Annotated in this window: 1 protein-coding gene; it reads left to right on the top strand. The window is 66.1% G+C overall.

Annotated elements, in window-relative coordinates; genetic code table 11:
- Nucleotides 1-43: 43 nt before the first annotated feature.
- A partial coding sequence (locus AACY08_RS29880) for a S26 family signal peptidase (RefSeq protein WP_339472694.1) occupies nt 44-439 on the top strand: 396 nt, incomplete at its 3' end.

A 439-nucleotide genomic window follows, 5' to 3' on the forward strand; every position in this document is an offset into this window, starting at 1 on the left:
GCTCTCCGCCCCACGCTGGCGGCCGCGCAAGCGCCTGTGGGCGATGCTGGTCGTTGCGCTCGTCGGAACGGGGCTAGTTAGTGCGATGAGCTCATGGCGCGACGGCCACGTCTTCCTCATCAACGCGAGCGATTCCCTCCCCAATTGGGCTTTCCTCATCCGCCGGCACCAACCGCCGGCGCGCGGCGACTACGTGTTCTTCGATCCGCCGCAGAGCGCGCTTCTGCGCCGCCATTTTGGGACGAAACCTCAGATGTTCGGCAAGATCGTCTATGGCATGCCGGGCGATGTGGTCGCGCACCGCGGAATGGTCGTGACGATCAACGGCAAGCCCATCGGGCAGATGAAACCGCTCACGCGCTTTGGCGAGCCACTGACGCCGGGCGCGGAGGGCGCGATCCCCTCGGGTTGCTATTATGCCGGGTCTCCCCACCGCGAT

This window comes from Pseudomonas sp. EL_65y_Pfl1_R83 (genome assembly GCF_963970695.1).
GTDB lineage: Bacteria > Pseudomonadota > Gammaproteobacteria > Pseudomonadales > Pseudomonadaceae > Aquipseudomonas > Aquipseudomonas tritici.